Source organism: Micromonospora sp. NPDC049101, from assembly GCF_040648675.1.
GTDB lineage: Bacteria > Actinomycetota > Actinomycetes > Mycobacteriales > Micromonosporaceae > Micromonospora.
The window spans coordinates 1-24,860 of the sequence record NZ_JBEZED010000048.1; the positions used below are offsets into that span (position 1 = coordinate 1).

At 72.1% G+C, this 24,860-nt stretch carries 22 protein-coding genes; 11 read left to right on the forward strand and 11 right to left on the reverse strand.

Features of this window, described 5'->3' with window-relative positions; translation table 11 throughout:
- Window positions 1-33: 33 nt before the first annotated feature.
- The 4 genes from purB to AB0B57_RS36060 form a co-directional block, all read right to left on the reverse strand.
- Complete coding sequence (gene purB, locus AB0B57_RS36045) at window positions 34-1,506, reverse strand: adenylosuccinate lyase (RefSeq protein WP_357080730.1); 1,473 nt, start codon at window positions 1,504-1,506, stop codon at window positions 34-36.
- 60 nt (window positions 1,507-1,566) lie between these two features.
- Window positions 1,567-3,942, reverse strand: coding sequence for a hypothetical protein (locus AB0B57_RS36050; protein ID WP_357080733.1), 2,376 nt, complete (start codon window positions 3,940-3,942; stop codon window positions 1,567-1,569).
- Window positions 3,935-4,939 carry a glycosyltransferase family 2 protein gene (locus AB0B57_RS36055; protein WP_357080736.1) on the reverse strand — a complete coding sequence of 335 codons (1,005 nt, stop codon included), beginning with the start codon at window positions 4,937-4,939 and terminating at the stop codon, window positions 3,935-3,937. Before AB0B57_RS36055 ends, AB0B57_RS36050 begins: the two co-directional genes overlap by 8 nt.
- 170 nt (window positions 4,940-5,109) lie before the next feature.
- Complete coding sequence (locus AB0B57_RS36060) at window positions 5,110-6,402, reverse strand: acetyl-CoA C-acetyltransferase (protein WP_357080739.1); 1,293 nt, start codon at window positions 6,400-6,402, stop codon at window positions 5,110-5,112.
- Window positions 6,403-6,457: 55 nt separating this feature from the next.
- Between AB0B57_RS36060 and AB0B57_RS36065 the strand changes: the two genes are divergently transcribed.
- The 7 genes from AB0B57_RS36065 (at window position 6,458) to AB0B57_RS36095 (ending at window position 13,501) form a co-directional block, all read left to right on the forward strand.
- Window positions 6,458-7,819 carry a 3-oxoacyl-ACP reductase gene (locus tag AB0B57_RS36065; protein ID WP_357080741.1) on the forward strand — a complete coding sequence of 454 codons (1,362 nt, stop codon included), beginning with the start codon at window positions 6,458-6,460 and terminating at the stop codon, window positions 7,817-7,819.
- Window positions 7,819-8,775 (forward strand): MaoC/PaaZ C-terminal domain-containing protein, encoded by a 957-nt coding sequence (locus AB0B57_RS36070; protein WP_357080744.1) that lies wholly within the window; start codon window positions 7,819-7,821, stop codon window positions 8,773-8,775. The genes AB0B57_RS36065 and AB0B57_RS36070 overlap by 1 nt, the downstream gene beginning before the upstream one ends.
- 80 nt (window positions 8,776-8,855) lie before the next feature.
- Window positions 8,856-9,608 carry an NUDIX domain-containing protein gene (locus AB0B57_RS36075; protein ID WP_357080747.1) on the forward strand — a complete coding sequence of 251 codons (753 nt, stop codon included), beginning with the start codon at window positions 8,856-8,858 and terminating at the stop codon, window positions 9,606-9,608.
- Complete coding sequence (locus tag AB0B57_RS36080) at window positions 9,605-10,576, forward strand: serine/threonine protein kinase (protein ID WP_357080750.1); 972 nt, start codon at window positions 9,605-9,607, stop codon at window positions 10,574-10,576. Before AB0B57_RS36075 ends, AB0B57_RS36080 begins: the two co-directional genes overlap by 4 nt.
- A 9-nt stretch (window positions 10,577-10,585) precedes the next feature.
- Window positions 10,586-11,545, forward strand: a complete 960-nt coding sequence (locus AB0B57_RS36085; RefSeq protein ID WP_357080753.1) for a hypothetical protein — start codon at window positions 10,586-10,588, stop codon at window positions 11,543-11,545.
- Window positions 11,542-12,804, forward strand: a complete 1,263-nt coding sequence (locus AB0B57_RS36090; protein ID WP_357080756.1) for an adenylosuccinate synthetase — start codon at window positions 11,542-11,544, stop codon at window positions 12,802-12,804. The genes AB0B57_RS36085 and AB0B57_RS36090 overlap by 4 nt, the downstream gene beginning before the upstream one ends.
- Window positions 12,805-12,883: 79 nt before the next feature.
- A complete protein-coding gene (locus AB0B57_RS36095) occupies window positions 12,884-13,501 on the forward strand; it encodes a DedA family protein (RefSeq protein WP_357080759.1) in 618 nt (205 codons plus the stop codon).
- 16 nt (window positions 13,502-13,517) lie between these two features.
- Here AB0B57_RS36095 and AB0B57_RS36100 read toward each other — a convergent pair whose 3' ends face one another.
- Entirely contained in the window at window positions 13,518-14,159 is a 642-nt protein-coding gene (locus AB0B57_RS36100) for a response regulator transcription factor (RefSeq protein WP_357080762.1), read from the reverse strand.
- Window positions 14,156-15,307: a histidine kinase gene (locus AB0B57_RS36105; protein WP_357080765.1), complete on the reverse strand. Its 1,152-nt coding sequence runs from the start codon at window positions 15,305-15,307 to the stop codon at window positions 14,156-14,158. The genes AB0B57_RS36100 and AB0B57_RS36105 overlap by 4 nt, the downstream gene beginning before the upstream one ends.
- Window positions 15,308-15,476: 169 nt before the next feature.
- Between AB0B57_RS36105 and AB0B57_RS36110 the strand changes: the two genes are divergently transcribed.
- Window positions 15,477-16,115 carry a DedA family protein gene (locus AB0B57_RS36110; protein WP_357080768.1) on the forward strand — a complete coding sequence of 213 codons (639 nt, stop codon included), beginning with the start codon at window positions 15,477-15,479 and terminating at the stop codon, window positions 16,113-16,115.
- A gap of 40 nt (window positions 16,116-16,155) precedes the next feature.
- On the opposite strand, the gene AB0B57_RS36115 is transcribed toward AB0B57_RS36110, so the two are convergent.
- Window positions 16,156-16,794, reverse strand: coding sequence for a TetR/AcrR family transcriptional regulator (locus AB0B57_RS36115; protein ID WP_357080771.1), 639 nt, complete (start codon window positions 16,792-16,794; stop codon window positions 16,156-16,158).
- Window positions 16,795-16,862: 68 nt separating this feature from the next.
- Here AB0B57_RS36115 and AB0B57_RS36120 point away from each other — a divergent pair, with 68 nt between their 5' ends.
- Window positions 16,863-17,315, forward strand: a complete 453-nt coding sequence (locus tag AB0B57_RS36120; protein ID WP_357080774.1) for an SCP2 sterol-binding domain-containing protein — start codon at window positions 16,863-16,865, stop codon at window positions 17,313-17,315.
- Between the two features lies 1 nt (window position 17,316).
- Window positions 17,317-18,531 (forward strand): acyl-CoA dehydrogenase family protein, encoded by a 1,215-nt coding sequence (locus tag AB0B57_RS36125; RefSeq protein WP_357080777.1) that lies wholly within the window; start codon window positions 17,317-17,319, stop codon window positions 18,529-18,531.
- Window positions 18,532-18,677: 146 nt separating this feature from the next.
- Here the strand turns inward: AB0B57_RS36125 and AB0B57_RS36130 are convergent, their stop codons facing one another.
- A complete protein-coding gene (locus AB0B57_RS36130; RefSeq protein WP_357080780.1) occupies window positions 18,678-19,115 on the reverse strand; it encodes a peptidase inhibitor family I36 protein in 438 nt (145 codons plus the stop codon).
- Window positions 19,116-19,525: 410 nt separating this feature from the next.
- On the opposite strand from AB0B57_RS36130, the gene AB0B57_RS36135 reads away from it, so the two are divergent.
- On the forward strand, window positions 19,526-21,088 hold the full coding sequence (locus tag AB0B57_RS36135; RefSeq protein WP_357080783.1) for an AMP-binding protein: 1,563 nt from the start codon (window positions 19,526-19,528) through the stop codon (window positions 21,086-21,088).
- Window positions 21,089-21,144: 56 nt separating this feature from the next.
- On the opposite strand, the gene AB0B57_RS36140 is transcribed toward AB0B57_RS36135, so the two are convergent.
- The 3 genes from AB0B57_RS36140 to purD all read right to left on the reverse strand — a co-directional run bounded on the left by AB0B57_RS36140 (window position 21,145) and on the right by purD (window position 24,703).
- A complete protein-coding gene (locus AB0B57_RS36140) occupies window positions 21,145-22,356 on the reverse strand; it encodes a hypothetical protein (RefSeq protein WP_357080786.1) in 1,212 nt (403 codons plus the stop codon).
- Window positions 22,356-22,943: a SigE family RNA polymerase sigma factor gene (locus tag AB0B57_RS36145; RefSeq protein WP_357080789.1), complete on the reverse strand. Its 588-nt coding sequence runs from the start codon at window positions 22,941-22,943 to the stop codon at window positions 22,356-22,358. The genes AB0B57_RS36140 and AB0B57_RS36145 overlap by 1 nt, the downstream gene beginning before the upstream one ends.
- A 509-nt stretch (window positions 22,944-23,452) precedes the next feature.
- Window positions 23,453-24,703 carry a phosphoribosylamine--glycine ligase gene (gene purD / locus AB0B57_RS36150; RefSeq protein WP_357080792.1) on the reverse strand — a complete coding sequence of 417 codons (1,251 nt, stop codon included), beginning with the start codon at window positions 24,701-24,703 and terminating at the stop codon, window positions 23,453-23,455.
- Between the last annotated feature and the right edge of the window lie 157 nt (window positions 24,704-24,860).

A 24,860-nucleotide genomic window follows, 5' to 3' on the forward strand; every position in this document is an offset into this window, starting at 1 on the left:
GACACGCCGGTGCGTAGGGCAATAACTCCATGATCAACGCGGGGTGGCGAGGCGAGGCGAGGCGAGGCGGGGCGAGGCGAGGGTGGGTGGGTGGGGTGGGGAGTATGATGCGGCGTTTGGGTGGGTTTGGACTACCTTGGTGATGCGGCTTGTTACCGCTTCCACCTGGGACTGGGCGGCACCTACGAAGGCGGTGCGGTCGGCTACCAGGGTGTCGATGTCGGCGCGGGACAGGCCGAGTCGGCCGTCCGCCGCCAGGCGGTCGAAGAGGTCGTTCTCCGGTGAGCCCGCCTCGCGCATCGCCAGGGCAACCGCGACCGCGTGCTCCTTGATCGCCTCGTGGGCGGCCTCCCGGCCGACGCCACGCCGGACCGCCGCCACCAGGATCTTGGTGGTGGCCAGGAACGGCAGGAACCGCTCCAACTCCCGGTTGATCACCGCCGGGTACGCGCCGAACTCGTCGAGCACGGTGAGGAAGGTCTGGAACAGCCCGTCGGCGGCGAAGAACGCGTCCGGCAGGGCCACCCGGCGGACCACCGAGCAGGACACGTCCCCCTCGTTCCACTGGTCACCGGCCAGCTCGCCGACCATCGACAGGTAACCCCGGATGATCACCGCGAAGCCGTTCACCCGCTCCGACGAGCGGGTGTTCATCTTGTGCGGCATCGCGCTGGAGCCGACCTGACCCGGCTTGAAGCCCTCGGTGGCCAACTCCTGGCCGACCATCAACCGGATCGTGGTGGCCAGCGACGACGGCGCGGCGGCGGTCTGCGCCAGCGCGGCCAGCACGTCGAAGTCGAGCGAGCGCGGGTAGACCTGCCCGACGCTGTCCAGCACCCGGGAGAAGCCCAGGTGCTCGGCCACCCGGCGCTCCAACTCGGCCACCTTGTCGGCGTCGCCGTCGAAGAGGTCGAGCTGGTCGGCGGCCGTGCCGACCGGTCCCTTGATCCCGCGCAGCGGGTAACGGGCGATCAGCTCCTCCAGCCGCTCGTACGCGATGAGCAGCTCCTCCGCCGCCGACGCGAAGCGCTTGCCCAGCGTGGTGGCCTGCGCCGCCACGTTGTGCGAACGGCCGGTCATGACCAGCTCGGAGTGCTCGTACGCCAGCCAGGCCAACCGGGCGAGGGTGGCCACCACCCGGTCCCGGATCAGCTCCAGCGAGGCACGCACCTGAAGCTGCTCGACGTTCTCGGTGAGGTCACGTGAGGTCATCCCCTTGTGCACGTGCTCGTGCCCGGCGAGGGCGCTGAACTCCTCGATCCGGGCCTTCACGTCATGCCGGGTGACCCGCTCCCGCTCGGCGATCGAAGCGAGGTCGACCTGGTCGAGCACTCGCTCGTACGCCTCGACCACGCCGTCCGGCACGGCCACACCCAGGTCGCGCTGAGCGCGGAGCACGGCGAGCCAGAGCCGCCGCTCCATCCGGACCTTCTCCTCCGGAGACCAGAGGGCGACCAGTTCGGGTGAGGCGTACCGGTTGGCCAGCACGTTGGGGATCGTCGTCACGTACCTCATTGTCCCGCACCCGCCGACCGGCACCCGTACCGGGCCGGGCTCCGGAGACGGTCAGGGGCGGCTGACCTCGTAGACGGTGACCGAGCCGGCGACCAGCCGAACCCGAGCCAGCCGGGCCAGTTCCGGCGACACCGCGCCCGCCCTGGTGTCGGCGAACAACCACCGGACCCGGTGCCGGGTGCGGAGGCGGTCCAGGTCGGCGACGGTCGGCGCGGTGAACACGCCGTCGTTGAGCGCGAGCAACTCCTGATCGGGGAAGTTCTGTCGGGCGTACCCCAGGTTGTCGACGCCGTGCGCGGCCACGACCGCGTCGGTGTAACCCCAGCTCTCCACCACCGTCCGGTGGCCGCCCAGCCCGGTGACCCAGAACGCCCGGGCGTCGCAGTGCTGGGTGGTCCGCACCGGTCGGCAGTGCACGTTGGTGGCGACCACGTCGTCGTCGGCGGCGTGCTCGTCCAGCCACAACGCCGCGCGCATCTCGTCCACGGTCAGCGCGTACGGCTGCGGCCCGGTCGCCGGCACCGGTTCGGCCAGCACCGAGCGGACGACCCCGCCGACGGCGACGGCCCCGCTGGCACCGAGCAGCGCGGCGGTGACCCCGGCCACCGCGATCGTCGCCGCCCGCCGACGACCCCCCGGCGACGGGACGCGCCGCCGCCACAGGGCGGCCACCCCGACGGCGAGCGCGGCGGCCACCGCGACGAACAGCACGTACCGGACCGCCGACGCGCCCAGCACCCGCAGCCACCCCTCGATGGTCGAGGTGTAGGGAGTGCCGGGTCGGGCGATCCTCGGCCACGCGAAGCCCACCACCGTGCCGGCCGTGGCCAGCCCCGCCAACGCGCCGGCCACGGCGGGCACCACCAGCGCCGGCCAGGGTGCCCGGGCCACGGCCAGCGACCAGGCGGTCAACACGGCGCCGACCGGGATGACACCCATCCAGAAGTAGATCTGGCTGATCGACGGGTGCTGGAACAGCCAGGTGGTGGCAGCTCCGGCGAGCACCGTGCCGGCGAGCAGCCAGACGGCCGCGTCGGCCCGGTGCTCCCGCTCGACGAGCAGGGTCATACCCACCCATCGTGGCGCCTGGCCCAGCACCCACCAGGCGACCACGGAGAACGCCAGCAGCCAGCCGAGGGCACCGCCGTCGTTGATGCCCGGCGGCAGCGGCGCAGCCGGCCAGATTCCGTCGCCACCACCGAGCGTTTCGGAGTACGGGCCGATGAAGTGCAGCAACGCCAACGCCTGCACGCGCAGCGTGGATGCCCCGCCACCGGCGAACAACCGGAAGCCGAGCGCCATCGCCGCCACGAGACAGGCCAGCGCCACCAGCGCAGGTCGTGGCACCCGCCGCTCACGCCACCAGAACACGACCGCGGTGAGACCCAGGCCGGCGATCAACGGTGGCAACGCACTGGACTTCGCGCCCGCACAGACCAGGCCGAGCACCGGCACCAGCGCCCAGGCCAGGCCGAGGGGCCGCCCTCGCGCCACGTCGACACAGAGGCCGACGAGCAACAGCAACGGCACCAGCACGTACGTCTGCGAAGGGCTGGCGTACGACAGCGGCGTCTCACCGGACGCGCCCACGGCCGACCCGAGCGTGACGGTCGTCCCGACGAAGCCGGCGACAGCGACCACCGGCCCGACCCAGACGGCACCACTCAGGTCGCGGGCGAGGCCGGCGGCGAGCACCACCGCCGTGCCGATCACCGGCACCAGCCAGAGTCGCAGCAGCACCATCGCCGGCGGGATGTCGGTGACCATGCTGGCGCTGGCGATGTGCGCGTCGGAAAGGTAGTGGTAGCGCAGCCCCTCTCCCGCGACGTGCGGCAACTCGAACGGCATCGCCCGAGTCAGCTCCTGCACCAGCCCCAGGTGGTAGAGCAGGTCCTGGTAGTAGCCGCCGGACACCGGAGGCAGCGGGACCATCCGCCACTGGATGTACCCCCAGGCCACCACCACCAGCAGCGCTACGCCCATCGCCCAGTGCCACCCGACCGGCAGCGGGCGGCGCTCGCCGACCCGCCAGTGCCGGCGTAGCCCGGGGACGGCCGCGAAGGCGAGGATCACGGGCAGCGGCCACCACCGCAGCAGGGACTGCTGGCCGGTCGCCGCGGCCAACGCCCAGGCGACGATCTCGAGTAGCAGGCCGGCGGCCGCACCGAAGGCGAGATCCTCCGGAAGGTTGCCCCGGCTGCCGCGCAGTGCGCGATGCACCAGGGTCCCGGGGAGCACCAGGGCGAACGCCCAGTACGCGGAGAACCGGGCAAGGTCGGCGGCCGGCACGTCGCCGCGTGACCAGACCACAAGCAGGGCGGCGATGACGAGCGCCCACGGGAGCGTGGTGAGGACCGGCAGGAGGGCGTTCCGACGTGCCGCCGGGGCGGGGGTGTCGATCCGCTCGGCCAGCAGGGTGTCAGCCACGGGCGTTGACCACCGGTCCGAAATCGGCCCGGCTCTCCGCCACCGTTTCGGCGTCCGGCACCTCGTCGCGTGAGTCGAACCCGACGTGGAAGGCGGGTCGGTTCTGCACGGTGGCGTAGATCCGCCCGACGTACTCGCCCAGCAGGCCGAGGCAGACCAACTGCACCCCGCTGAGCAGCAGCACCGCGACGAACATCGAGGTCCAGCCGGGGATCGTGGCACCGGAGACGTGGACGACAACGCCGAACACGATGAGCGCGAGGCAGAGCAGGAAGCTCGACATTCCCAGCCAGGTGGCCAGCCGCAGTGGCGCGGCGGAGAAGTTCGCCGCGCTCTCCCAGGCCAGGGCCATCATCCGGCGCAACGGATACTTCGTCTCCCCGGCGGCCCGCGCCGCGCGGTCGTAGCGCACCTCGGCGCTGGGGAAGCCGAGCGACGGCACCAGCAACCGGTAGACCGGGGCGCGTTCGGGCAGCCGGCGCAGCACCTCGACGACGTCGCGGCTGAGCATCCGGAAGTCACCGGCCTGGGCGGGCAGGTCGGCGCCGACGAGCCGGCGCATCAGCCAGTAGTAGCCCCGGGCGGTGTTGCGCTTGAAGACGGTGTCGGTGCTGCGGTCTGCGCGGACGCCGTAGACCACGTCCACACCGTCCTCGCGGGCCACCCTGAGCATCTCGGCGATGGTCTCCGGAGGATCCTGAAGGTCGGCGTCGAGGCTGACCACCCACCGGCCGACGGCACGGTGCAGGCCGGCGGTCAGCGCCGCCTGGTGACCGCTGTTGCGCCGCAGCCGGAGCACCCGCAGCTGCGGCCAGTCCCGACCATGCTCGAAGAGCACCGACACGGTGTCGTCCCGGCTGCCGTCGTCGACGGCGACCACCTCGTAGTCGACGCCGAGTGCGTCCAGCACCGGCCGCAGCCGGGCGACCAGGGCCGGGATGACCGCGGTCTCGTTGAACATGGGGATGACCACCGAGAGGATGGTCGTCCGTGGCATGACGGACTCCATGGTGTTACGGCCCCGTTCCGCACGCAGGAGCGATCATTACGCGCCCAGGGCGCGGCAATGATCACCATCACGTGGTAAACCCTCCACCAGCGGGCCGACTCCTGAACGGGCCGTTAACGCCTGCTGGCGGACATCCCCGTAAGGGGCGATCCGCGCGGTCAGCGTTCCAGGATCGCGGTCACTCCCTGGCCGCCGGCCGCGCAGATGGAGATCAGCCCGCGTCCGCTGCCCTTCTCCGCGAGCAGCTTGGCCAGGGTCGCCACGATCCGCCCGCCGGTGGCGGCGAAGGGGTGCCCGGCGGCCAGCGACGAGCCGTTGACGTTGAGCCGGTCGGTGTCGATCGCGCCCAGCGGCGCGTCCAGGCCGAGGCGGTCCTTGCAGAACTCCGGCGACTCCCAGGCGGCGAGGGTGGCCAGCACCTGGGACGCGAACGCCTCGTGGATCTCGTAGTAGTCGAAGTCCTGCAGGGTCAACCCGGCTCGGGCCAGCATCCGGGGCACCGCGTAGGCGGGGGCCATCAGCAGCCCCTCGTCGCCGTGCACGAAGTCGACAGCCGCCGTCTCCGACCAGCTGAACCAGGCCAGCACCGGCAGGTTGTGCGCGGCGGCCCACTCTTCGCTGGCCAGCAACACGGTGGACGCCCCGTCGGTGAGCGGCGACGAGTTGCCGGCGGTCATCGTCGCGTGCTCGGCGTCCGGGCCGCGGGTGCCGAAGACCGGCCGGAGCACGCCGAGCTTGTCCAGGCTGGTGTCGGGGCGCAGGTTCGCGTCGCGGGTGAGCCCCAGGTACGGCGTCATCAGGTCGTCGAAGAAACCCCTGTCGTACGCGGCGGCGAGCCGCTGGTGTGAGCGCAGCGCCAGCTCGTCCTGGGGTCGCCTGTCGATCTGCCAGCGCAGGGCGGTGCGGGCGGCGTGGTCGCCCATGGACAGGCCGGTACGTGGTTCGGCGTTGCGCGGGATCTCCGGCTTGAACGGTTGCAGTGGGCGAAGCTTCGCCGCGACCTTGAGCCGTTCGCCCAGGGTGCGGGCGGAGTTGAGTTTGAGCAGCGTGCGGCGCATCTCCTCGTTGACCGCGAGCGGGGCGTCGGAGGTGGTGTCCACACCTCCGGCGATGCCCACGTCGAGCTGGCCGAGGGCGATCTTGTTGGCGACCAGGATCGCCGCCTCCAGGCCGGTGCCGCAGGCCTGCTGGATGTCGTACGCCGGGGTGTGCGGGTCGAGCCGGGAGCCGAGCACGACCTCACGGGCGAGGTTGAAGTCGCGGGAGTGTTTGAGCACCGCCCCGATCACCACCTCGCCGACCCGCTGGCCGGCCAGCCCGTACCGGGCGATCAGACCGTCCAGCGCGGCGCCGAGCAGGTCCGAGTTGGACGCGTCCGCGTAGCGGGAGTTGGACCGGGCGAAGGGGATGCGGTTGCCCCCGATGACCGCGACCCGCCGAATGCTCTGCACGATCCGCCTCCTCGACCTGTGTCGCTCGAACCCTACTCGCCAGTAGGCTACGCGCATGACCGACAGGTACGCGAGCTTCGTCCAATCGGCCGCCGGCCGCGCGCTGGTCAAGCGCCTCGGGCTGCCCGACCCGCCCCGACTGCGCCGACACCACCCCGGCGACCCGCTGCTGGCCGGGCCGGCCCTGCTCGGCGCGGCCACCGGCGGCCGGCTCGCCGAGCCGCTCGCCAAGATCCTGACCACCGCCGGGGTCGAGCTGCGCGGCACCACCACCACCGCCGCAGCACCGGACCGCTTCGGAGCCCTGGTGTACGACGCGACCGGGATCACCGACTCGACCCAGCTGCGTCAGCTCTACGACTTCTTCCACCCGCAGGCTCGGGCGTTGCTGCCCAGCGGTCGGGTGATCGTGCTCGGCACCCCGGCGCGGGAGTGCGCGACGCCCCGTGAGGCGACCGCCCAGCGCGCCCTGGAGGGGCTGGTCCGCAGCATCGGCAAGGAGTTCGGCCGGGGCAGCACCGCGCAACTCGTCTCCGTCACCCGCGACGGCGACAACGCCGGCACACTCACCGGCCTGGAGTCGACAGTCCGCTTCCTCCTGTCCGGCCGCTCCGCGTACGTCTCGGGCCAGGTCATCCGGGTCGGCGCCGGCGAGGCGAGCGCCCCGGCCGACTGGGACCGCCCGCTGGACGGGCAGGTCGTGCTGGTCACCGGTGCCGCGCGGGGCATCGGCGCGGCACTGGCGAAGGTGCTCGCCCGCGACGGCGCACGGGTCGTGGCGTTGGACATCCCGGCCGCCGGGGACGCCCTCGCCGCGGTGGCGAACGACATCGGCGGTACGGCCGTGCAGCTCGACCTGACCGCGCCGGACGCGCCGACCCGCCTCGCCGACCACCTGGCCACCCGGCACGGCCGGGTCGACGTGGTGGTGCACAACGCCGGCATCACCCGGGACAAGACGCTCGGCCGGATGGACGCCGACCGGTGGGACCAGGTCATCGACGTCAACCTCTCCAGTCAGGAGCGGATCAACGACGTGCTGCTGGAGCGCGGGCTGATCCCGACTGGCGGGCGGATCGTCGCGGTCTCCTCGATCGCCGGGATCGCCGGCAACCGGGGGCAGACCAACTACGCGACAAGCAAGGCCGGTGTGATCGGGTTGGTCGACTCGCTCGCCCCAGCCCTGCGCGAGCGGGGAATCAGCGTCAACGCGGTGGCCCCCGGCTTCATCGAGACCCGGCTGACCGCCCGCATCCCGCTGGTGGTCCGCGAGGCGGGCCGACGGATGAACAGCCTGGCCCAGGGCGGGTTGCCGGTGGACGTGGCCGAGACGATCGGCTGGCTGGCCTGGCCGGCCAGCGGCGCGGTCAACGGCAACGTGGTCCGGGTCTGCGGCCAGAGCCTGCTGGGGGCGTGATGGGCGGTCGGAAGGAGCCGGACGACGACCTGTCCCTGCACGAGCTGATCGACGGTCCGACGGAGACACTGTCGGCGGAGACGCGAGCCAGAGCACTTCGGCCGGAGCCCGGTGGTCGTACCCGGGTCGAACTGCCTCGACTGCCGGCGACCGGGGCGGTCCACCGGCGGGCGGTGCTCGGCGCGCTGCCGGGCCTCGGCGCTCGGCGGCGCGGGTCCGGCCTGCCGGCGGGCGAGTTGGCCGTACGCGGGGTGCGGGTCGACCGGGCGCACCTGGCCGCGTACGACCGGGTCTGCGGTTTCCGGCTCACCGACCGGCTGCCCGCGACGTTCCCGCACGTCCTGGGCTTCCCGCTGGCCCTGCGGCTGATGACCGAGCCGGAGTTTCCCATCCCGCTGAGCGGTCTGGTCCACGTCGGCAACCGGATCACCCTGCGCCGCCCGATCAGCGCCGACGAGACTCTCGACTTCACGACGTACGCGGAGAACCTGCGCCCGCACGACCGGGGGCGGCAGGTGGACGTGGTGCTGCTGGGCTCGGTCGACGGCGAGACGGTCTGGGAGGGTGTCTCGACCTACCTGGGTCGGGAGCGCAGGGCCGGCGGGGGCGAGCGGAGCACCCGCCCCGACGCACCGGCCGCCACGGCTCGTTGGCGGGTGGGTTCCCGGGTCGGCTCGACGTACGCGCGGGTCTCCGGTGACCACAACCCGATCCACACCTCGCTGCTCGGTGCGCGGTTGTTCGGCTTCCGCCGGCCCATCGCGCACGGCATGTGGAGCAAGGCGCGCTGCCTCGCCGCCCTGGAGAACCGGCTGCCGGACGCCTACACCGTCGAGGTCGCCTTCAAGGCACCCGTGTCGCTGCCGAGCACTGTGGACTTCGCCCTGCTGCCGGACGGCGGGTTCGCCCTGCACGACCCGCGCGGCCGACCGCACCTGGCGGGTCTCGTGCGCTGACGATGTCCGGGCTTGGCAGGGACACCGTCGCGCGCTAGGTTGTTCTCAGAGCGAGATATTCTCAACCTGAGAGAGACGCGATGAACGAGCAGGAGTTCCTGGCCGCGTACGACCCACGGGCCTACCCGTCGGTCGCCGTGACCGTCGACGTGGTGGCGCTGACCATCCGCGACGGCGCACTGCACCTGCTGCTGATCCAGCGTGGTCAGCAGCCCTTCGCCGGGCACTGGGCGCTGCCCGGCGGCTTCGTCCAACCCGACGAGGACCTGGCCGCCGGCGCCCGACGGGAGCTGGCCGAGGAGACCGGGCTCGGCGGCGACCGGCTGCGTCGCGTACACCTGGAGCAGTTGGGCAGCTATGGCACCCCCGACCGCGACCCGCGGATGCGTGTCGTCTCGATCGCGCACCTCGCGTTCGCCCCCGACCTGCCGGATCCGGCCGCCGGCACCGACGCCGACGCGGCGATCTGGCTGCCGGTCACCGCGTTGACCAGCCGACAGCTCGCCTTCGACCACGGTGGGATCATCGACGACGGGCTGGAGCGGGCCCGGTCCAAGCTGGAATACACCCCGCTCGCCACGCGCTTCCTCGACGCCGAGTTCACGATCAGCGAGCTGCGCACCGTCTACGAGACGGTCTGGGGTCACCCGCTGCACGCCGGCAACTTCCACCGCAAGGTGCTCTCCGTGCCCGGCTTCGTGGAGAGCACCGGCGCCAGCACCGAGCGCGGCGGCTCCCGCGGCGGCCCCCGCGCCCGCCTCTACCGGGCCGGCGACGCCCGGCTGCTGCACCCGGCGCTGCTGCGCCCCGCCCGCGAGGAGACGGTGCGATGAGGACGGCGGCGGCCATCGGCCTGGTCGCGGCGGCCCACACCGACGCCGACCTGTTCGGCACGGACCAGCCGGCCCGCCGCTACCGCGAGCTGGTCGCGGCCCTGCACCCCGACCGCCTGCCGGCCGACCCGGCGGTACGCGCCGAGGCCCTCGACGCGTTCATCCACGTCACCACCAGGTGGCAGGCCCGACAGGTCACCGTCCTCGGCGACTACCGGCTCGGCACGCCGGCCCACTCCGGTGACCTGGCCGACCTCTACGACGTCGGCGACGACCGGCTGCTCAAGCTCCCCCGACGCCCCACCGACAACGATCTGCTGGCCCGCGAGGCACACGCCCTGCGCACCATCGCCGAGCGCGGCGACCCGCGTTACCTGCCGTACGTGCCCCGGCTCGTCGACGAGTTCCCGCACCGGGACACCGCGTCCGGTGCCGAACGACGGATCAACGTCATCGCCACCGCGCCCGGCCTGCACGACCTCGACGAGGTGCGGCACGCGTACCCCGACGGGTTGGACGCCCGGGACGTGGCCTGGATGTGGCGGCGGCTGCTGGTGGTGCTCGGCCTGGCCCACCGGGCGGGCCTGGTGCACGGCGCGGTCCTGCCCCGACACGTGCTGATCGAGCCGGACGCCCACGGCGTGGTGCTCGTCGACTGGTGCTTCTCCGCCCCCGTCGGCGGCACGATCCCGGCGCTGGTGCCCGGCCATTCGGACTGGTACCCGGAGGAGGTCACCCGCAAGCGACCCGCCGGACCGGGCACCGACATCGCGATGGCCAGCCGCTGCATGAGCTGGCTGATGGGGCCGCGTGCCCCCCGCGAGCTGCACGCCTTCGCACGGGGTTGCCGGCAGCGGTCCCTGCACGCCCGACCCGCCGACGCCTGGCGTCTGCTGCGCGAACTCGACCAGGTGCTGGACCGCCGCTACGGGCCGCGCACCTTCCGTCCCTTCACCCTCACCCCCTAAGGAGCTGTCATGGGCAGTGGAATCTGGTCCACCGACGTGTACGACGCCGCCGACCGCTATCGCCGCACCACCGGCCGCAGCGCGTTCTCCTACAGCGACAGCGGAGCGCGCACCGTGCACACCGCGCTCGACCCGCGCGGCGCGATGCGCGAGAGCCGCGACTCCGACGAGCACCCGCAGTCCACCCCCGTCGCGGTGCTCTTCGACGTGACCGGCTCGATGCGCAACGTGCCGCGCGTCCTACAGACCAAGCTGCCGCAGCTGCTCGGGCTGCTGCAACGACAGGGGTACGCCAGCGACCCGCAGATCATGTTCGGCGCGATCGGCGACGCCACCTGCGACCGGGTGCCGTTGCAGGTCGGGCAGTTCGAGTCGGACAACCGGATGGACGACGACCTCGGCCGGATCGTGCTGGAGGGCGGTGGCGGCGGGCAGATGAGCGAGTCGTACGAGCTGGCCATGTACTTCATGGCCCGGCACACCGCCACCGACAACTGGGAGAAGCGCGGCCGGCGCGGCTACCTGTTCATCATCGGCGACGAGCTGGCGTACCCGCAGGTGAAGGCCCGGGAGGTGGCCAAGCTGATCGGCGACGACCTGGGCGAGGACGTGCCGCTGCGGCAGATCGTCGACGAGGTGACCCGCCGCTGGGACACCTACTACCTGCTCCCCGCCGGCAGCCACTACGCCGGCAACGCCAAGGTGCTCGACTTCTGGCGGGACCTGTTCGGCCAGAACGCCGTGGTGCTCGACGACCTCGACGCGGTCTGCGAGACCATCGCGCTCACCATCGGCCTCGGCGAGCAGGCTATCGACCTGGACGAGGGCCTGCGCCACCTGGACCACGCCGGCTCGGCCGCCACCGGCACCGTGTCGAAGGCCCTGGCCCGCCTCGGCCGGGGGCGGCGGGCCGAGGTGTCGACGCTGCCCGCCTTCACCGACACCACCGGCGGGGTGACGCGGCTGTGAGGCACGTGGCGGTGGTCGACCTCGGCTACGGCGACGCCGGCAAGGGCACGGTGGTGGACTGGCTCTGCGCCACCCGCCCGGTGCACACGGTGGTCCGCTTCAACGGGGGCGCGCAGGCGGCGCACAACGTCGTGCTGCGCGACGGGCGGCACCACACCTTCGCGCAGTTCGGGGCCGGCACCTTCCACCCCGGGGTTCGTACCCACCTGTCGCGGCACGTGGTGGTGGACCCGCTGGCGCTGGCCGCCGAGGCCGACCACCTCGCCACGGTGGGGGTGCCCGACGCGCTCGACCGGCTGACCGTCGACGGGGCGGCACTGCTCGCCACGCCGTACCACCGGGCCGCCAACCAGGCCCGGGAGATCGCCCGGGGAGCCGACCGGCACGGCTCCTGCGGGCTGGGGGTGGGCGAGGCCGTCGCGTACGGTCTCGCCCACCCGGACGACGCGCCCCGGGTCGCCGACTGCCGCCGCCCCGCGCTGCTGCGTCGCCGGCTGACCGCCCTGCGGGACCGGCTGACCGCCGAGCTGGGCCCGTTGGACGCGCCACCGGTCGAGGACTGCCTGCCCGCGTTCACCGGGTTCGCCGGGCGGGTCGCGATCGTCGACGAGACCTGGCTCGCCGGGGCGCTACGCGCCGGCACCTGTGTCTTCGAGGGCGCACAGGGGGTGCTGCTCGACGAGTGGCACGGCTTCCACCCGTACACGACGTGGAGCACCACCACGTTCACCAACGTCGACGGCCTGCTCGCCGAGGCGGGCCAGCCTGGCGACGTGACCCGGATCGCGGTGCTCCGCGTGGTCACCACCCGGCACGGGCACGGCCCGTTGGTCACCGAGGACCCCAGCCTGCCGTTCACCGACGCGCACAACGCCACGAACCCGTGGCAGGGCCGGTTCCGGTTCGGCCACTTCGACGCGGTCGCCCACCGGTACGCGCTCGCGGCGGCCGGTGGGGTGGACGGCCTGGCGCTGACCCATCTCGACCTCGCCGGCCCCGAGCTGCGGATCTGCCGCCGCTACGACACCACCGACCGGCTCGTCCCCGGCCCGCCCGGCGACCTGGGCCGGCAGGCCGCGCTCACCGCCCGCCTGCTGCGCTCCCGCCCGATCTACGACGACCCGCCGCCCAACTGGGCCGAGGCGGTGCGCACGGAACTGGCCACTCCGGTGGTGCTGACCTCACAAGGCCCCACCGCCGACGACAAGACCCCCCACGGTCCGCTACTAGCCCCACCAGCCCTAGTCCACGCGACCTAACCACCCCGCCCTCCCGCCGGGTGGAGGTCATACCGCCGCTTCGGCACCGGGACGGGTCGTACCCGGCGAGCATGGGGGCATGGACTCCGCGCTCGACCTGCTCCGGCAGCTCGTCACCTCACCATGGGTGTACCTGCTGATCTTCGGGCTCACGGCGGTCGACGCGTTCTTCCCAGCCGTACCCGGCGAGGCGGCCGTCATCACCGCCGCGGTCCTCTCCACCGGCGGCAATCCCAACCTGGCGGCGGTGATCGCCGCCGCCGCGGTGGGCGCCTGCGCCGGCGACCACATCTCGTACGCCATCGGGCGCGGTGGCGGCGCGAACCGGCTCGCCGGGTTTCCCGACGGCAGCCGCCGGCGGGCCAGCTCCGAGTGGGCCCGACGCGCCCTGAACAGGCGCGGCGGGCTGATCCTGACCACCTCCCGGTACCTGCCGGGCGGCCGGACCGCGGTCACCCTCACCATGGGCGCGGTGCGCTATCCCCGGCGGTCCTTCCTGCTGTACGACAGCATCGCGACGATCACCTGGGCCCTGTACTGCGGCCTGCTCGGCTACTTCGGTGGGCTGGCCTTCGAGCGCCACCCCATCAAGGGCGTCCTCGCCGGACTCGGCCTCTCGGTGCTCGTCACGCTGGGCATCGAGGGCATCCGTTGGATACGCGGCCGGGCGCACCGCCGCGCCTCCTCCCGGCACTGACCGGCCTCGGGCCAGCTCAGAGCAGGTCGGCGTCGTACACCAGGATCGCGAGCTGCACCCGGTTACCGACGTGGAGTTTCGCCAGCGCCCGACTGACGTGCGCCTTCACGGTGGCCTCGCTCATCGCCAACCGCCTGGCGATCTCCGCGTTGCCGTGCCCGCGCGCCACCTCCCGCACGATCTCCAACTCCCGCGTGGTGAGCGCCGCGAGCCGCTCGCGGGCCGCCTCCCGGCGGGCCGGACCACGCTCGGCGAACGAGCTGATCAGGCGCCGGGTGACAGTCGGGGCGAGCATCGCGTTACCGGCGGCCACCGTGCGGACGGCGACGGCCAACTCCCGGGGCGGGGTGTCCTTGAGCAGGAAGCCGACCGCCCCGGCCCGCAGCGCCCGGTGCACGTACTCGTCGAGGTCGAAGGTGGTCAGCATGATCACCTTGGGTCCGGCGGCGACCACGTCGGGCGCGACGGTCAGCCCGTCGACGCCCGGCATCCGCACGTCGAGCAGCACCACGTCCGGGCGCAACCGTTGGGCCTGCGCCAACGCGCCAGCGCCGTCCGCCGCCTCGCCCACCACCGTGATGTCGTCGGCCGCCTCCAGGATCAGCCGCAGCCCCGCGCGGACCAGTTGCTCGTCGTCGACCACCACCACCCGGATCACGCCGCACCCGCCGTCGGGATCAGGGCACGGACCAGGAAGCCGCCGTCGACGGGCGTCGCCTCCAGCCGGCCGCCGAGCAACTCCACCCGCTCCCGTAGCCCGAGCAGCCCCTGCCCGGCGCCGGGCAGGGGCTGGCCGCCCCCGGACGGGCCGTTACGGACCAGCACCTCCAGCCCGTCCGGCAGGTAGCGCAGGCACACGGTCGTCTCGGCGTCGGCGGCGTGCTTGCGCACGTTCGTCAGCGCCTCCCGGACCACCCGGTACGCCGTACGCCCCACCGTCGCCGGCAGCGCCGACACCACTCCCTCGTCCCGCCGGTGCACCCGCAGCCCGGCGGCACGGGACTCCCCGATCAGCTCGTCCAGCGCGTCGAGCCCCCGCTCCGGCACCACGGCCGGACCGGCCTGCCGCAGCACACCCAGCACCTCACGCAGGTCGGTGAGCGCCTCCCGACCGGTCGTCCGGATCAGCGCGGCGGCCTCGACGGTCGCCGGGTCGACCGCGGTCACCTCCAGCGCCCCGGCATGCACCACCATCAGCGAGACCCGGTGCGCCACCACGTCGTGCATCTCGCGGGCGATCCGGGTCCGCTCCTCGGCGCGGACCCGGTCGGCGCGGGCCTCCTGTTCGCGTTCCAGCCGCTCGGCCCGGTCGCGCAGGGCAACGAGCGTGTCCCGGCGCGCCCGCACCCAGAGGCCGACCACCAACGGCAGCCCAACCAGACCGGTGGCGAGGAAGAGGACGTTGCCGCTGGTGGCGGTGGTGATCCGGCGTACGCCACCCACCGCCAGCCCGACGACCACTCCGCCGGCCAACACCACTGCCGCACCGACGAGGTAGCCGGCGAGCCGCCGGCCCCGCAGCCGCAGACCCGCCTGGTACGAGGCGACCACCCCGGCCGCCGCGGCGGCGAGCACCAACCAGCCGACCGCCGCGGCCAGGAACAACGGCCAGCGGCGAGTCCGGATCATGCTGGCGGCCCAACCCGAGGCCACCGCGAGCACCAGCACGACCACGCCCGGCAGCGGCGAGCGGACCCCGAGGTCACCTGCCGCACTGGCCCCGACCGCCACGGCGACCAGGACGGCGAGCAGCAGCGGGGCGTACCGCTGGACGACCCGCCGGACGGCGACGGCGCTGGGGGCCACGCTGCGAGCGTAGGGCGTCGTCGGCGGCTCCGGTCGTCCCGCGCCGTCGGACCCGGGTGCGGTGGGGGATGCCCCCTACCCGTCGTCCGGGCCGGATGCGACCTAAGTAGTGGCACCCGGCTGACCACTGGCCGATGGCGGGACCCGGCACGCGTACCAGCATCGGGGCATGGACCTGCTCGACCTGCTGCACGACACGATGTCCTCGCCCTGGGTGTATCTGGCGATCTTCGCGATCGCGGTGCTCGACGGCTTCTTCCCGGTGGTGCCGAGCGAGACGGCGGTGATCACCGCTGGGGTGTTCGCGGCCTCCGGCGCGCCGTACCTCCCCGCGGTGATCCTGGTGGCCGCCTCCGGGGCACTGGTCGGCGACCACATCTCGTACGCCATCGGGCGGGGTGGTGGCGCACGCCTGCTCGACCGGCTCCCACCCGAGGGTCGGCGCAGGCGCGCCATCGAGTGGGCGCGTCGGGGCATCGCCACCCGGGGAGGTCTCATCCTCACGGTGGCCCGCTACGTGCCGGGCGGCCGGACGGCGGTCACCCTCACCATGGGCGCGGTGCACTACCCCCGGCGACGGTTCCTGGCCTTCGACGCGCTCGCCGCCGGCTCGTGGGGGCTCTACTCCGGGCTGGTGGGCTACCTCGGCGGGCTGGCCTTCGAGCAGGACCCGCTGCGCGGCCTCCTGCTCGGTCTGGGCCTCGCGCTGACGGTGACGACGGTCGTCGAGGTGGTTCGCTGGTTCGGCAGGCGTCGCCGATCCGGGCAGTCGACGACCGAGCCGGTGAGCCGGGTGCCGGTGCGCTGATCTCGGGAGCGGCCGGGCCGGTGCGCTGATCTCGGGGCGGTCAGTCGGTGGCCGGGAGCCAGACGACGCCGTGCAGGAGTTGGCCGGCGCCCTGCCAGGCCACGTTCATCATCCGGGTGGCGGTCTTCTCCGGGTCGGCCTCCGGGTGGTCGGCGAGCCAGTCGGCCAACGACTCGGTCGCGCCGACCAGGGCGTACGCCACGACCTCCAGGTCGACGGCGGTGATCTCCCGGCCCTCGGCGCGCAGGGCGTGGTCGAGCATCCCGGCGACGACCTCGACCATCCGGGCCCGCATGGTGGCCAACTCGCCAGCGAACGGCTGCTCACCGCGAGCCTGCCGGTAGAGCACCGCCCAGCCGTCGCGGTGCGCGCCCACGAAGCCGAAGAACGCCTTCAACCCTCGCCAGAGCCGGACGTCCGCCGGCAGGTCGGGAGCGGCGGCACCGGCGATGGCCTGCATCATCCGGGTGCCCTCCCGATGCAGGCAGGCGACGAAGAGCTCCTCCTTGGTGCCGAGGTACGCGTACACCATGGGCTTGGAAATGCCCGCATCCTCCGCGATCTCGTCCATGCTGGCGGCATGGAAGCCGCGGCGGGAGAAGACCTTGACGGCCGCGTCAAGCATCTGCTGCTCACGAACGGCACGTGGCAGGCGCTTGAAGGCAGGCGGGGTGGACACCTTGCGAGCATACCTACTCGTGCGTAGGGTTACGCACGAGTAGCCAAATCTTCCGGAAGGCGCACCTGATGACTGACTTCGACCCGGCCACCTTCGCCAACGTGGGCCCCAAGGAGTTCGCCCAGCTGGTCAAGTCCACCCCGGACGACAAGATCGCCCAGGTGATGTCCGGTGACCTGCGCGACAAGGTCCTGGGCGAGGTGTTCGGCCGGATGCCGGCGCTGTTCCGGGCGGACCGGGCCGGCTCCACCAACGCGGTCATCCACTGGGTCATCACCGGTCGCCCCGACGGCGGCAGCGACACCTACGAGGTGGTCATCGCCGACGGCACGTGCGTGGTGAACGAGACCCCGCAGCACGACCCGAAGCTGAGCCTGACCATGGGCCCGGTCGAGTTCCTGAAGATCGTCTCCGGTGGCGCCAACCCGGTGATGATGTTCATGACCGGCAAGCTGAAGGCGAAGGGTGACCTCGGCCTCGCCGCCAACATCGCCAACCTGTTCGACATCCCCAAGGCCTGACATGACCGAGTTCTCGCTCGACCTGAACGAGGAACAGCGGGATCTGCGCGACTGGGTGCACGGCTTCGCCGCCGAGGTCGTGCGCCCGGCCGCCGCCGAGTGGGACGAGCGCGAGGAAACCCCGTGGCCGGTGATCCAGGAGGCCGCCAAGGTCGGCCTCTACGGCTTCGAGTTCCTCGCCACCTGCTGGGCCGACCCCACCGGGCTCTCCCTACCGATCGCCAGCGAGGAACTCTTCTGGGGTGACGCCGGCATCGGCCTCTCCATCTTCGGCACCTCGCTCGCCGTCGCCGCCATCTACGGTGCCGGCACCCCGGACCAGCTTGTCGAATGGGTGCCGCAGTGCTTCGGCGACGTCGACTCGCCCGCCGTCGCCGCGTTCTGCTCCAGCGAGCCGGAAGCCGGCTCCGACGTCGGCGCGATGCGCACCCGGGCCGTCTACGACGAGGCCACCGACGAGTGGGTGCTCACCGGCCAGAAGGCGTACGCCACGAACGGCGGGATCGCCGGAGTCCACGTGGTCACCGCCTCGGTCGACGCCACGCTCGGCTCCCGGGGCCAGGCGGCGTTCGTCGTACCCCCGGGCACCCCCGGCCTGGCCGCCACCCGCAAGCTGCGCAAACTCGGCCTGCGCGCGTCGCACACCGCCGACGTCTTCCTCGACGGAGTCCGCGTGCCCGGCCGCTGCCTGCTCGGCGGACGAGACGCCCTGCTGGAACGCCTCGACCGGGCCCGCTCCGGCCAGCGGGCCACCGGGCAGGCCGCGATGCGCACCTTCGAGCTGACCCGACCCACCGTCGGCGCGCAGGCGCTCGGCGTGGCACGGGCCGCCTACGAGTACGCCCTGGACTACGCGAAGGACCGGGTCCAGTTCGGACGGCCGATCATCGAGAACCAGGCTGTCGCGTTCGCGCTCGCCGACATGCGGATGGAGATCGACGCGGCGCGGCTGCTGGTCTGGCGTGCGTCGTGGATGGGCCGCAACAACCGCCCGTTCACCGCCGGCGAGGGGTCGATGTCCAAGCTCAAGGCCGGCGAGGTGGCGGTGTCGGTCACCGAGAAGGCGGTGCAGCTGCTCGGCGGGGCCGGCTTCCTGCGTGACCACCCGGTCGAGCGCTGGTACCGCGACGCCAAGATCTACACCATCTTCGAGGGCACTTCCGAAATCCAACGACTGGTCATCTCCCGGGCGATCTCCGGGATGCAGATCCGCTGACCGGCCCGCCCTGGTCCGACTGCCGGTCGGGCAGCTCGCCGGGAAGCATTGGGGCGGCAGAGCGAGGGCCGCGAATTCCGGCCCTCGCTCTGCCACTTGGCCGCGACGATTAGGCGCGCCCGACATCCGGGCCCGACGCCGTGGGCCTAAAGGCACCACTCCGGCCCTGGCGTGCACCCCTCGTCGACGAACCGGGCGGACGAGGCGCTGTCATTCTTGACATCACCCCCGAAATTGGCCCACCCGTACGGCTTGACCCGTTGCCACCGCCCACCGTAGTTGTTGTGTTCGAAGACCCCGAGGTACTGGTTGGTGTTGTTGAACACGGAGGACGCCTGGTCATTGAGGTTCACACCGTTGTGGAACTTGTGATCAGAGAAGTTGGCGACGCCGCCGCCACCCTGGACCAGACCCGCCAGCGTGCCCGGGCTACCGTGGCCGTTCTTGTCCTGGAAGAAGCACACCTGCCTCGCCGGGCACGCGTAGTCCGCCGAGGCAGGCGAAGAAATCGCGAAGAGAGAGCCGGTAACGGCTACGACGATTCCTACCCCTGCGGCAAGGGTACGCTTTTTCGACAGGTTCACCGAACCTCCAAATAATGGGAAGCGCTACTTGGGCGATGGAAGCGAATACGACGGAGCTCAACGTCGACCATTTCCCTTGCCATCGCATGTCTTCGTTGACGAACATACGCGGCAGGTCTGTAAGAACAGTTTATTATCACTGGACCGCTCCGACTCGGCGCGACCAAGGCGATGACGAATGCGCTTTTTTCCAACAGCTCTTGCATTGTTTGGTGAGACTCGATTCGTGGTTACGCCGACCACCGGGGCTTCGCAGGGCAGCGGATTCCACCTGCTGTGCCGTCTTCGTCACCCCGCGCGGACGCGAACTGGGCCCTCCGTCGCGCCCAGTGCATGATCAAGGGAAGACGCCCTGCTGGACGGGGGGGCACCCACTGCCCGTCCGCGCACCACCCGAGGAGGTCTGCGGCATGGACCTGCCGTTCATCGTTGCCACGCTGACCCGTCGAGGGCTGCTCACCCCCGGCAGTCCCGTCCGGGTCGCCGCGCAGCTCAACGCGTTACGGACGTGGGGGTGGAGCCTGGCCGGCGAGCTGCGCCAGGCAGCCGCCCGGGACCCCGGCCGGCCGGCGGTCATCGACGAGAACGGCGTCGAGCTGACGTACCACGATCTGCTCGACCGGGCCGAACGGATGGCCCGCTCGATGCGGGCGGGGCTCGGCGTCCAGGCCGGCGACCGGATCGGTGTGCTCTGCCGCAACCACCACGGGCTGATCGAGACGATCGTCGCGGCCACCCTGCTCGGCGTCGACGCCGTGCTTGTCAACACCGGGCTCTCCGCCGCCCAGCTCGGCACCGTGGCCGAGGAGCAGCGGCTGCGGCTGCTGGTGCACGACGACGAGTTCGCCGAGCGGGTCCTCGGCCTCCCCGCCGAGCTGCCACGTCTCGACGAACGGGCCCGCGAGGAGCTGGTGGCCGGGGCGCTCCCGGGTGACCTGCACCCGCCCGAGCGGGACGGCCGGATCATCGTGCTCACCTCCGGCACCACAGGCACGCCCAAGGGTGCCCGCCGACCCACGCCGAACGGCTTCGGCCCGCTGGTGTCCATCATCGACCGCATCCCGCTGCACGCCCGGGACCGGGTGCTGATCGCGGCACCGATCTTCCACACCTGGGGGCTCGCCGCCCTCCAGGTGTGCCTGGCGTTGCGGGCCACCATCGTGCTGCACCGACGCTTCGACCCGGTCGCCACGCTCACCGCCCTGACCGCGCACCGGTGTGACGCCCTGTTCGCCGTACCGGTGATGGTGCAGCGGCTCCTGGAGGTGCCCGCGCCGGACCCGCGTCCCCCGCTCAAGGTCGTCGCGGTCAGCGGTTCCGCCCTGCCCGGCGGGCTCGCCCCGAGGTTCATGGACGTCTACGGCGACGTCCTGTTCAACCTGTACGGCTCCACCGAGGTCTCCTGGGCCTCCCTCGCGGCTCCCCAGGATCTGCGCCAGGCACCCACCACGGCCGGCCGGCCACCCCACGGCACCCGGCTGGAACTGCTCGACGACAACGGGCAGCCGGTGCCACCCGGCCAGGTCGGGCGGATCTTCGTCGGCAACGAGATGCTCTTCGAGGGGTACACCTCCGGTGCCAGCCGGGAGACCCACGACGGCCTGCTCGACACCGGTGACCTCGGCCGACTCAACCCCGACGGCCTGCTCTTCGTCGACGGCCGGGCCGACGACATGATCGTCTCCGGTGGCGAGAACGTCTTCCCGTCCGAGGTGGAGGACCTGCTCGCCCAACTGCCCCAGGTCCGCGAGGCGGCCGTGATCGGCGTACCCGACGCCGAGTACGGCCAGCGACTGTCCGCGTTCCTCGCCCTGCACCCGGGCGAAACGCTCGACCCCGAGGCGGTACGCGAGTACGTCCGGCACTACCTGGCCCGATTCTCCGTCCCCCGGGACGTGATCTTCGTGAAATACCTGCCCCGCAACGCCACCGGCAAGGTGCTCAGCCGAGAGCTACGCCGCTACTACGGCTGACCGCCCCGGAAGCGTCGGCGGAAGACCGGCGCGTTCCGGGGCGGTGACGGCGCCCGTCAGTCGACCACCAGCGAGGGCCGCCAGTCCTGCTTGGCCCCGGTGAGGTCGAGGTGCTGGAACAGGCCCTTCGTGCCCTGCTCATCGAGCGTGCCGCGATGCGCGTCGATGCGGACCACCATTCCCCGCACGTCAATCACATCCAGCCTCTCCAACCAGCCCGGATCGGCGGCAGCGTAGAAGGCCGCCTGATGACCGTCGATGGTGGTGTTCGGCGGCTCGTGCAACAGCTTCCCGTTCAACTCGGCCCGGATCTTGTCGGTCATCTCGACGTACGGGGAGAAGCTGACGTCCAGCGTCTTCGACCACTGCGTACCGGGGCTCGCGCTGGCGGGTTCGGCGCTGTACATGACGTTGGCGTACCACCGCCAGCCGTCCGGGGTCAGTGGCCCATCGACGCTGGCGTTGATCAGCCGCAGGTTCTGCGGCACCCCCCTGACCTGGGCCGGCATCTTCACCCGCTCGGTCGTACTGAACTTGAGCTTCTGGGCCACGTGCAGGGCGATCTCGCGGGCATCCTGCCCCTGCGCCCAGGGTGAGACATCGACCTCGGCCCAGCCGTCCGGGGCGTACTGCCAGCGGAGGATGAGCCGGTCAGTGCCGTCGACGTCGTACTGGGTGAAGGTCGCCGCCGCGCCCCGCACATCGGGCGCGGGCGCCGTGCTCACGACGGGTGCCCGTTGGTCAATGCCCATGACCTGCGGCGCCTGCGGCGTCACCCCCTTCGGATAGAGATCGACCGAGACTCCCGCCCAGTTCTGCGGATCGCCGACATCCCCGCTCAGAGAGACACCCAGGCCAAGGGGCGACACACCCGCGTCGTAACTCAGTCTGGCCAGGCCCGACGGCAACCAACCGAACCGCATGTACTGAACGGTCGGGTCGATCGTCTCCAATGCGGCCGGGATCCGGGACGTGTCGGCTGACGGCACCTTCCCGGTGTACGGCTCCAGCGGAGCCAGGGCGCCGAACAGGTTCAGTGACGACGGCGGCGCCGACGGCGACGACCCGTCCGTCGGCGCGAACAGGCCCGGCACCGTGACAGCGCCGACAACCACCGCGACCACCGCCAGTGCGGCGCCCGCACTGCGCGCGTACCAGCGCTGCCGCCGCCCGGCGGTCATCGCCCGTTCGATGTTCACCATGGACGGCGACTCGGCCGCCTCGACCTCGGCGCGCATCAACCGCGCCACATCCATCTCATCGATCATTATGAACTCCCGTGGGCTAACACGTTGGTCGGCGCGCCACTCGCCGTGCCGGTCTGCGCGGTGGCCGACACGCCGTTTCGGGCCGGGGCGAGCAGTCCTCGCAGCGTCGCCAGCCCCTTGGCCGTCTGGCTCTTGACGGTGCCCGGCGCGCAACCCAGCGCCTGTGCCGTCTCCTCCACACTCAGGTCCTGAAAGAACCGCAGCACCAGGACGGCCCGCTGCCGCGGCGCGACCTGGCGCAGTGCCGCCACCAGATCGAGCCGCACCGTGGCATCCGGGGCGGTCGGTGCGGGCCGCTCCGGAAGCAGGTCGGTGATCAGCACCCGAGCCCAGCCGCGTCGCCGCTCGTCGATCAACCGCCGCATCAACATCGTCCGGACCAGCGCATTCAGGTTGCCGGCCCGCCGTGCCCTGGACCAGTTGCGGTACAACTCGGTGAGCACCCGCTGCACGATGTCGTCGCCCTGATGCCAGTCACCACACATCAGGTACGCCGTCCGGCGCCACTGCGGCAGACCAACACGAACGCACTCGGTGTACTCGGCGTCGGCCGCGGACCGCTCCACCGATCTCCGGCTCAGCGGCATCCTCGGACCTGTCCTCCCACCGGCCACCAACAGCACGGTGATCGTCCGCAAACCCGCATCTCCCACTCCTCCCGTCGCGGTGCCTCTGACACCGCTAAGTCGTGGCCGGAGTAACGCCGGGTTGCCCCTTGAGGGCGACAAACGCTCAGGGATAGAGGGTCAGGCCCGGCGCCCGCGCCAGTTCGACGAGTTCCCGCGCGGTCAGCAGCGCCTCGGGAGCAGCCACGTCGATGGGACCGCCGTCCCCTCCGTAGAGGGTCCGCCGGACGACGCGTCGGGACTGCCATGCCTGATACCCGCGGCCAGTGCCGGAGCAGCTTGACCAGCGCCATGGGCCACCCCGTCGTCGGCCGTGTGCCAGTCACCGCACAACAGGTACGCCGTACGTCGAAATGGCTCCAGCCGCGTACCGACGTACTCGCGGTGGCCCTCGACATCGACCGGCATCTCCCGCCACCTCCTCATCTCACCGCTCAAACGGCGGCGAGGAGGGCCGGGGTTGCCCGGGTTCAGCCGGGAATCGTGATCCGGTCGTCGATCGCGGCGGCGGCGATGTCGGTGCGGTGCTGCGAGCCGGCCAGCTTCACCCCGTCCACCAGCGCGTACGCGGCGTCCCGCGCGGCGGCCAGGTCGGCGCCGGTGGCCGTACCGCAGAGAACCCGGCCGCCGGCGGAGAGCAACGCGCCGTCGCTGGCCCGGCGGGCGGTGCCCGCGTGGATGATGCCCGGCCGGTCCGCGCCGGTGATCACGTCGCCGGTGCTGGGCGCGACCGGGTAGCCCGGCGAGGCCAGCACCACGGTCACCGCGCTGCCGTCGCGCCAGCGCAGCGGCGGATGCTCGGCAAGCGTGCCGGTGGCCGCCGCGTGCAGCAGCCCGCCCAGCGGGGTCTCCAACAGCGCGAGCACCACCTGCGTCTCCGGGTCACCGAAGCGCGCGTTGAACTCGATCACCCGTGGGCCGGCGGCGGTGATCGCGAGCCCGACGTAGAGCAGGCCGGCGAACGGGGTGCCCCGGCGGCGCATCTCCGCCAGCGTCGGGTGGACCACATCGCGCATGACGTCGTCGACCAGGCCGGACGGGGTCCAGGCCAGTGGCGCGTACGCCCCCATGCCGCCGGTGTTCGGCCCGGTGTCGCCGTCGCCGAGCCGCTTGAAGTCCTGTGCCGGCAGGAGCGGCAGCGCCGCCTCCCCGTCGGTGACCACGAAGAGACTGACCTCCGGACCGTCGAGGAACTCCTCGACAACGACCCGTCCACACTCGGCGGCGTGCGCCAGCGCCGCGGACCGGTCGTCGGTCACCACCACACCCTTGCCGGCGGCGAGACCGTCGTCCTTCACCACGTACGGGGCACCGAACTCGTCAAGCGCGCGGGCGGTGCTCTCCTCGTCCGTGCAGACGTACGCCCGGGCGGTCGGCACGCCGGCGGCGGTCATCACGTCCTTGGCGAACGCCTTGGAACCCTCCAACTGGGCGGCCGCACCGGAGGGGCCGAACACGGCGATCCCCTTGGCGCGTACGGCGTCGGCGACCCCGGCGACCAGCGGCGCCTCCGGCCCGATCACCACCAGGTCGGCGGATGTCTCCACGGCCAGCGCCGCCACCGCGGCCGGATCAGTCGGAGTCACGGCCCGCAGCTCAGCCACGCTCGCGATCCCCGGGTTACCCGGCGCGGCAATCAGCGCACTGACCGCCGGATCGCGCACCAACCCAAGCGCAAGCGCATGCTCCCGCCCGCCACCACCCACCAAAAGAACCCGCACGACCCCAGATCCTACTGTCCCCCACTCGCGCCCAGTTGATCATGGGGTTATTGCTCCGCGCATCGGCTTGGGGTCAAGGGGTGAGTGCAATCGTTAGGTAGCGATGAGGTGGTCCAGGCGTTCGGCTGGGGTTGCCCAGTCGAGCGTCTGGCGGGGG

Bases quoted from the DNA above. Each gene is read 5' to 3' on its own strand.
- AB0B57_RS36055 (WP_357080736.1), bottom strand. From the start codon at position 4,939: ATGCCACGGACGACCATCCTCTCGGTGGTCATCCCCATGTTCAACGAG.
- AB0B57_RS36065 (WP_357080741.1), top strand. From the start codon at position 6,458: ATGACCGACAGGTACGCGAGCTTCGTCCAATCGGCCGCCGGCCGCGCG.
- AB0B57_RS36070 (WP_357080744.1), top strand. From the start codon at position 7,819: ATGGGCGGTCGGAAGGAGCCGGACGACGACCTGTCCCTGCACGAGCTG.
- AB0B57_RS36075 (WP_357080747.1), top strand. From the start codon at position 8,856: ATGAACGAGCAGGAGTTCCTGGCCGCGTACGACCCACGGGCCTACCCG.
- AB0B57_RS36080 (WP_357080750.1), top strand. From the start codon at position 9,605: ATGAGGACGGCGGCGGCCATCGGCCTGGTCGCGGCGGCCCACACCGAC.
- AB0B57_RS36085 (WP_357080753.1), top strand. From the start codon at position 10,586: ATGGGCAGTGGAATCTGGTCCACCGACGTGTACGACGCCGCCGACCGC.
- AB0B57_RS36095 (WP_357080759.1), top strand. From the start codon at position 12,884: ATGGACTCCGCGCTCGACCTGCTCCGGCAGCTCGTCACCTCACCATGG.
- AB0B57_RS36110 (WP_357080768.1), top strand. From the start codon at position 15,477: ATGGACCTGCTCGACCTGCTGCACGACACGATGTCCTCGCCCTGGGTG.
- AB0B57_RS36120 (WP_357080774.1), top strand. From the start codon at position 16,863: ATGACTGACTTCGACCCGGCCACCTTCGCCAACGTGGGCCCCAAGGAG.
- AB0B57_RS36125 (WP_357080777.1), top strand. From the start codon at position 17,317: ATGACCGAGTTCTCGCTCGACCTGAACGAGGAACAGCGGGATCTGCGC.
- AB0B57_RS36135 (WP_357080783.1), top strand. From the start codon at position 19,526: ATGGACCTGCCGTTCATCGTTGCCACGCTGACCCGTCGAGGGCTGCTC.
- AB0B57_RS36140 (WP_357080786.1), bottom strand. From the start codon at position 22,356: ATGATCGATGAGATGGATGTGGCGCGGTTGATGCGCGCCGAGGTCGAG.
- AB0B57_RS36145 (WP_357080789.1), bottom strand. From the start codon at position 22,943: ATGCCGCTGAGCCGGAGATCGGTGGAGCGGTCCGCGGCCGACGCCGAG.